General features: G+C 63.8%; 4 protein-coding genes. All 4 read left to right on the top strand.

What is annotated here, in order from left to right; genetic code table 11:
• The first annotated feature begins 323 nt into the window (after nt 1-323).
• The 4 genes from pgi (at nt 324) to HU720_RS16980 (ending at nt 8087) form a co-directional block, all read left to right on the top strand.
• Nucleotides 324-1988 carry a glucose-6-phosphate isomerase gene (pgi, locus tag HU720_RS16995; protein ID WP_186521101.1) on the top strand — a complete coding sequence of 555 codons (1665 nt, stop codon included), beginning with the start codon at nt 324-326 and terminating at the stop codon, nt 1986-1988.
• Nucleotides 1989-2221: 233 nt separating this feature from the next.
• The gene (acs, locus tag HU720_RS16990; RefSeq protein WP_186521100.1) at nt 2222-4156 is read left to right on the top strand and encodes an acetate--CoA ligase; all 1935 of its coding nucleotides are present in this window, start codon (nt 2222-2224) and stop codon (nt 4154-4156) included.
• A gap of 39 nt (nt 4157-4195) precedes the next feature.
• Entirely contained in the window at nt 4196-5065 is an 870-nt protein-coding gene (locus HU720_RS16985) for an oxygenase MpaB family protein (protein WP_186521099.1), read from the top strand.
• A gap of 79 nt (nt 5066-5144) precedes the next feature.
• On the top strand, nt 5145-8087 hold the full coding sequence (locus tag HU720_RS16980) for a DUF748 domain-containing protein (protein WP_186521098.1): 2943 nt from the start codon (nt 5145-5147) through the stop codon (nt 8085-8087).
• Nucleotides 8088-8136: the final 49 nt, after the last annotated feature.

Here is an 8136-nt window from a genome sequence, read left to right as displayed (position 1 = left end):
AGCCCTGAGGATTACCCTTGAGTTTTCAGGGCTGCTGCGCAGCCCAACGCGGGACAAGCCCGCTCGCCACAAGGGAAGTCGCCACAAGCAGATATGCCTGGCGAGAACAGGCTTGTACAAAACCATAGGATCCCCCACAGAGATCTCGTCGTTGTTGATCTTGTGGGAGCCTGCGACAGGGCCAGAGCAGCTTCGATAATATTTCATCTGCCACGCCCCTTGCCCCATTCCCGCCTCGCAGCCAATGCCTATAATGATTCCCTTGCAACTGGCAAAGGTTGCCAGTGTCATAGCCTGACCATGCACCAAGGAAACCATCCGCAATGGCGTATTACCGTACACCCCACGATGTGACGGCGCTGCCCGCCTGGCAGGCGCTTCAGCAACACCGCGACGCCATGCAGGGCTTCAGCATGCGCGAAGCCTTCGCCGCTGACGGCAAGCGCTTCGACCAGTTCTCGCTGAGCAGCTGCGGGTTGTTCCTCGACTACTCGAAAAACCTCATCACCGAGCAAACCCGCGACCTGCTGGTGAACCTGGCCAACGAAGTCGAGCTGGGCGATGCCATCAAGGCCATGTTCAGCGGCGAAATCATCAACGCCTCCGAAGGCCGCCCGGTGCTGCACACCGCCCTGCGCCGCCCGGTTGGCGACAAGCTGAGTGTCGGTGGCGTCAACGTGATGCCCGACGTGCACAAGGTGCTGAACCAGATCACCGAGCTGGTCGGGCGCATCCACGATGGCCTGTGGCGCGGTTACAGCGAAAAACCCATCACTGACGTGGTGAACATCGGCATCGGCGGCTCGTTCCTCGGCCCCGAGCTGGTTTCCGAAGCGCTGCTGCCCTACGCCCAACGCGGTGTACGCTGCCATTACCTGGCCAATATCGACGGCAGTGAATTCCACGAGTTGTCGGCCAACCTGCGCGCCGAAACCACGCTGTTCATCGTTTCGTCGAAATCGTTCAACACCCTCGAAACCCTGAAGAACGCCATGGCCGCGCGTACCTGGTACCTGGCCCAGGGTGGTTCGGAAGCCGAGCTGTATCGCCACTTCATCGCCGTGTCGAGCAACAAGGCCGCGGCTGTGGCCTTTGGTATCCGCGAAGAGAACATCTTCCCGATGTGGGACTGGGTCGGCGGGCGTTACTCGCTGTGGTCGGCCATCGGCCTGCCGATCGCCCTGGCCATCGGCACTGCCAACTTCAAGGAGCTGCTGTCCGGTGCCTACACCATGGACCAGCATTTCCAGACCGCGCCGTTCGACAAGAACATGCCGGTGCTGCTGGCCTTGCTCGGGGTCTGGTATGGCAACTTCTGGGGCGCACAAAGCCACGCGATCCTGCCGTACGACCATTACCTGCGCAACATCACCAAGCACTTGCAGCAGCTGGACATGGAGTCCAACGGCAAGAGCGTGCTGCAAGACGGCACCCCGGTCAAAACCGACACGGGCCCGGTGATCTGGGGCGGCGTCGGCTGTAATGGCCAGCACGCTTACCACCAGTTGCTGCACCAAGGCAGCCAGCTGATTCCGGCCGACTTCATCGTGCCGGTGGTGAGCTTCAACCCAGTCGCCGACCATCATCAGTGGCTGTATGCCAACTGCCTGTCGCAAAGCCAGGCACTGATGCTCGGTAAAACCCGCGAAGAAGCCGAGAGCGAACTGCGCGCCAAGGGCCTGAACGAGGCCGATATCGCCAAGCTGGCGCCACACAAGGTGATCCCGGGCAACCGCCCGAGCAACACCCTGGTGGTCGAGCGCATCAGCCCACGCCGTCTCGGCGCGCTGGTGGCGATGTACGAGCACAAGGTCTTCGTGCAGAGCGTGGTCTGGGGTATCAACGCCTTCGACCAGTGGGGCGTGGAGCTGGGCAAGGAGCTGGGCAAAGGCGTCTACCAGCGCCTGGTCGGCAACCTTGAAGAAAGCGCCGAAGACGGCTCGACCCAAGGCCTGATCAACTACTTCCGCGGCCGCCACCGCGGCTGATCGCAAGGCCGTTTCTGCTCGTAGGAGCGCGGCCTTGTGTCGCGAAAGGGCCGCAGAGCGGCCCCAGACTCCCGGCATCATGCACTATCTCCGGGGGCTGCTTCGCAGCCCTTTCGCGACACGAGGCCGCTCCTACCCAGGACCTTGTGATCCTCAGGAACATCGCCTCCAGCTACACTGTCCATCGAATAGCCGTTGCAGTCCCCGCCCCTTACAAGAGCAGGACCACCGCCATGTTCGATATCCGCAATTACCCCGACGCCCTGGCTGTCAGCCAGGCCACCCGCCTGAGCGAAGACGACTACCGACGCCTCTACCGCCAGTCCGTCGACGACCCCGACACCTTCTGGGCCGAACAAGCCCAACGCCTGGACTGGAGCAGCCCCTGGTCGAGCGTGCAGCAATGCGACCTGAAAACCGGCCAGGCGCGCTGGTTCGACGGTGGCCAGCTCAATGTCAGCTACAACTGCATCGACCGCCACCTGGCCCAGCGCGGCGACCAAACCGCCCTGCTGTGGGAAGGTGACGACCCCGCCGACAGCAAGGCCATCACCTACCGCGAACTGCACCGCCACGTCTGCCGCCTGGCCAATGCCTTGAAGGCGCGCGGGGTAAAAAAAGGCGACCGGGTGTGTATCTACATGCCGATGATCCCTGAAGCCGCCTACGCCATGCTGGCCTGCACGCGCATCGGCGCGGTCCATTCGGTGGTGTTCGGCGGGTTTTCCCCGGACGCCCTGCGCGACCGCATTCTGGACGCCGACTGCCGCACCGTGATCACCGCCGATGAAGGCGTACGCGGTGGCAAGCGGGTGCCGCTCAAAGAAAACGTCGACAAGGCCTTGGCCAGTTGCCCGGCAGTCAGCAGCGTCGTAGTGGTCAAGCGTACTGGGGCCGACGTGGCCTGGGCCGAGGGCCGCGACCTCTGGTATCACACGGCCACCGAGCAGGCCGGCGACGATTGCCCGCCCGAGCCGATGGACGCCGAAGCGCCGCTGTTCATCCTTTATACCTCCGGCAGTACCGGCAAACCCAAGGGCGTGCTGCACACCACCGGCGGTTACCTGCTGCAAGCTGCATTGACGTTCGATGTGGTGTTCGATTACCGCGACGGCGAAGTGTTCTGGTGCACCGCCGATGTGGGCTGGGTCACCGGCCACAGCTATATCGTCTATGGGCCGCTGGCCAATGGCGCGGTGTCGCTGATGTTCGAAGGCGTGCCCAACTACCCCGATACCTCGCGGTTCTGGCAGGTGGTGGACAAGCATAAAGTGAACATCTTCTACACCGCGCCCACTGCCCTGCGCGCGCTCATGCGCGAAGGCCCAGGGCCGCTGCAAAGCACTTCGCGCGCCAGCCTGCGCCTGCTCGGCAGCGTCGGCGAGCCAATCAACCCGGAAGCCTGGGCGTGGTATTTCGAAGAAGTCGGGCAAAAACGCTGCCCCATCGTCGACACTTGGTGGCAGACCGAAACCGGCGCCATCATGCTCACCCCGCTGCCCAGCACCCAGCGGCTCAAGCCGGGTTGCGCGACCCAGCCGATGTTCGGCGTGCAGCCAGTGCTGCTGGACGACCAAGGCAAGCTGATCGAAGGCCCCGGCGCCGGGTTGCTGGCCATCAAGGCCAGCTGGCCAGCGCAGATCCGCAGTGTCTTTGGCGACCACCAGCGCATGGTCGACACCTACTTCAAGCCAATGCCCGGCTACTACTTCACTGGCGACGGCGCACGCCGCGATGCCGACGGCGATTACTGGATCACCGGGCGCATCGATGATGTGATCAATGTGTCAGGCCACCGCATAGGCACCGCCGAGGTCGAAAGCGCCCTGGTGCTGCACGACAGCGTCGCCGAGGCAGCCGTGGTCGGCTACCCCCACGACCTCAAGGGCCAAGGGGTCTATGCCTTCGTCACCACCATGAACGGGGTGACGCCCGACGATGCGCTGAAAGCCGAGCTGCTGGCGCTGGTCAGCAAGGAAATCGGCAGCTTCGCCAAGCCTGAACTGATCCAATGGGCACCGGCCTTGCCCAAGACCCGCTCGGGCAAGATCATGCGGCGTATACTGCGCAAGATCGCCTGTAACGAGCTCGACAACCTGGGGGATACCTCCACCCTCGCGGACCCAAGCGTGGTCCAGGGCCTGATCGACACGCGTCTCAACCAGTAACCCGCGGCCGGGCCAGGCCGCCTTCACTGCAAGGTTGCCATGGAAGCCCTACGTCGCCGCATCGAAACCCAGGTCATGAGCCTTACCGGGCTGGCCCTCGGCCAGCTCGACCTGGAATCCCCCAAGGGCGACCCAGGGCTGTTCGGCCCGCAGAGCATCAGTTGGCAGGTGCACGGCGATTTCCCCAGCATGCTGGTGGGCGGCATCAGCGCCTTGATGCTGCAAGTGCTGCACCCCCTGGCCCTGGCCGGGGTGTGGGACCACTCCAACTTCCGTCACGACCTGCTCGGGCGCCTGCGCCGTACCAGCCAGTTCATCTCTGGCACCACCTTTGGCTCGACCCGCGACGCCGAGTGGCTGATCGAAAAAGTGCGCACCATCCACCTGCAGGTGGTCGGCAATGCGCCCGATGGGCGCCCCTATGCGGCCAGCGACCCCGACCTGCTGACCTGGGTGCATGTTGCCGAGGTCAGCAGCTTCCTGGCCGCACACCTGCGTTATCGCAACCCTGCCCTGCCCCGCGCCGCCCAGGATGCCTACTACGACGAGATCGCGCTGATTGCCGAGCGCCTTGGCGCCCGTGACGTGCCGCGGTCCTGCGCTGAGGTCGAGGCATACCTGCAACGCATGCGCCCGCAGCTGCAGTGCGATGCGCGCAGCCTGGAGGTAGTCGATATTCTGCTCAAGGCCCCCGCCCCCAGCCGCATGGCGCAACCGGTGGGCAAGCTGATGCTCAACGCCGGGATCGACCTGCTGCCAGCCTGGGCCGGGCAAATGCTCGGCCTGAAACAGAGCGCACTGGAGCGGCGCATGATCCGCCTGGGCCTTGCCCGTACCGCGCCACTGCTGCGCTGGGCCATGCGTGATGGTTCGGCGCATCGCGCGCGGCGGCGCATGGGCCTGGAATAAGGTATTTTGGTCGGCTCAGCGGAACCCATTTAACGTGCCATACTCCAACCACCCCAGCCTGATACAGACGATGCGACACATGCCCAAAGGATTGACCCGCGCCGTCGGCGCCCTGCTGGCCCTCGTGGCCCTGTACAGCCTGCTTGGCTTTCTTATCCTCCCGGGCATTGCCTTGCGCATCGCCAACCAGCAGTTGGCGCAATACGCCACGCTGCCGGCGCACTTGCAGCGCATAGAGCTCAACCCGTTCAGCCTGGAGCTGACCCTCTGGGGCCTGCAGATCGGCGAACCGGGCAAGGAGCAGGTGGGCTTCGAGCGCCTCTACGCCAACCTGTCGCTCGACAGCCTGTGGTCCAAGGCGCTGCACCTGCAAGCGGTAGAGCTCGACAAACCGCGCACCGAGCTGCTGTTCGCCAAGGACGGCAGCCTCAACCTGACCCGCCTGTTCAAGCTGCCGCCGAGCGAGCCCAAGCCGGAGCAACCGCCCAGCGACCCGTTCCCACTGCGCATCGGCAGCATCAAGCTGAGCGATGGCTACCTGCACTTCGAAGACCTGCGCCCCAGCGAACCCATCGAGTTTCTTTACGACTCGCTCGACCTTGAGCTTAAAAACCTCAGCACGCTGCCGGACGACAACGCCGACATGACCTTGGTGGCCAACGGCCCCAATGGCGGGCGCATCGATTGGGCCGGCACCTTGAGCCTGGCGCCAATCGCCTCCGAAGGCACCCTGAAAGTCACCGACGGCAAGATGAAGCTGTTCTGGCCTTATGTGCGCGATGCCGTGCCGCTGGTGCTGGAAGACGGCCAGGTCAGCCTGGACGCGCACTACAAGATCAACCTGGCCAAAGAAACCGAGCTGCTGCTCGACAAGGTGTCGCTGCGCGTCGCCCCGTTTGCCATCAACGCCCCGGACGGTCGCAAGCTGGCGCGCCTGGCCAGCCTTGAAGTCAGCGAAACCTCCATCGACCTGGCCAAGCAGCTGGTAACCGTGGGCAAGGTGCGCAGCGAAAAGCTCGAAACCTGGGCCGCGCTCGAAAAGGACGGCCAGCTCGACTGGCAGAAACTGTTCGCCAGCCAACCGGCCAAGGCCACCCCCAAGGAAAAAGCCGAACCGGCAGCCGCCGAACCGAGCGCCAAGGAAAAGGCCGCCAAGGCGCCGAGCAAACCCTGGCAAGTGCTGCTCAAGGACGTCCAGGCGCGCAATTACATGGTGCACCTGGCCGACCGCAGCCAGAAGGAGCCCGTGGCGCTGGATGTCGGCCCGCTCAACCTTGACCTGAAAAACTTCGACAGCCTCAACGGCTCGCCCTTCCAGCTCAAGCTCGATACCGGCGTGGGCAAGCAAGGCAAGCTGCAGGCCACAGGCCAGGTCAACCTGGCGCCGGTCACTGCCAAGCTGGATGTCAGCACCCGCGACATCGACCTGCGCGTGGCCCAGGCCTATATCAGCCCGTACATTCGCCTGGAACTGCGCAGCGGCATGCTCGCCAGCGACCTTAACGTCGACTTGAAGAACACCTCGCCGCTGGCCTTCGCCATCACCGGCAAGGCCCAGGTCAACCAGTTGCATACGCTGGACACCATCAAGAGCCGCGACTTCGTCAAATGGCAGCAGGTCAACGTCGACGGGTTGTCGTACGTGCATGGCGATGCCCTGACCATCGACAAGGTCACGCTGATGCAGCCTTACGCCCGCTTCATCATCAACGAAGACCGCACCACCAACGTCGATGACCTGCTGATCCCGCAGCCAGCAGGTGCTGCGGCACCGGCCAGCCAGAAAAAGGCCAGCACCGCCAGCAGCGCTGAAAAGCCGCTGGGCATCCGCATCGGCCAGATCGACATCAAGGATGGTTCGGCCAACTTCGCCGACCTGACCCTGACGCCGAACTTTGCCACTGCCGCGCAACAGCTCAACGGCCAGATCGGCACCATCGACAACCGCCAGCCGACACCGGCCAAGGTCGATGTGAAGGGCAAGGTAGACCGCTATGCGCCAGTGACCATCAAGGGTGCGCTCAACCCGTTCAACCCGATGGCCAGCCTGGACATCGCCACCAGCTTCAAGCGGGTCGAGCTCACCAACCTGACCCCTTACTCCGGCAAGTTCGCCGGCTTGCGCATCCGCAAAGGCCGGATGAACCTCGATTTGCACTACTTGATCACCAATGGCCAGCTCAAGGCGCAGAACAAAGTAGTGATCGAGCAATTGCAGTTGGGTGACAAGGTCGACAGCCCGGACGCCGTCGACCTGCCGATCCGCCTGGCGGTGGCCTTGCTCAAGGACACCAACGGTACGATCTCCATCGAACTGCCGGTGACGGGCGACCTGAACAACCCGCAGTTCAGCGTCATGCCGATTGTCTGGCAGACCCTGCGCAACCTGGTGCTGCGCGCAGCCCAGGCGCCGTTCAAGATGCTCGGTGGCTTGGTCTCCGGGGGCGGCGCGGCTGATCTTGGCAACGTGTCGTTCGCGCCGGGTTCCAGCGACCTCAGCCCCGATGCCCAGGAGGCGTTGGACAAGCTGGCCACAGCGTTGAAGGAACGCCCTGAACTGCGCCTGGAAATCGAAGGCACTGCCGCGCAGAACAGCGACGGCCCATTGATCGCCCAGCAGCGGCTGGAGCGTGAGTACCAGGCCACCTGGTACAAGATATTGCAGCGCCGCGGCGACAAGGTGCCTGCCAACCCTTCACTGCTGGTGGTCGACGACAGCGACAAGCCAGCCATGCTCGAAGGCATCTACCGCACCCGCCTCAAACAGCAACCGCCGGCGCAATGGGAACAACTCAGCCGCAGCGAGCGCGCCGACAAGCTGCGCGAAGCGGTGATCAAATCCTGGGCAGAAAGCGCAGCCCTGCTGCGTACCCTTGGCCAGGAGCGGGCCAGCAGCATCAAGGACTACCTGGTCGACCGTGGGCAGCTTGAAGATGACCGCGTGTACTTCATCGATGCAGCGCTGGGCCAGGCTGAAAGCGATGGCCGGGTAGTGACGCCAATGCACCTGGATGCCGAATAAGCCCCCGTGCAGGCGCCAAATAACCCCGCATAAACAAAAGCCCCGGCCA

The sequence above is a fragment of the Pseudomonas sp. SWRI51 genome, from assembly GCF_014268825.1.
GTDB lineage: Bacteria > Pseudomonadota > Gammaproteobacteria > Pseudomonadales > Pseudomonadaceae > Aquipseudomonas > Aquipseudomonas farsensis.
Note: the sequence above shows the minus strand (reverse complement) of the source record. Positions and strands in the feature narration are given on the sequence as shown.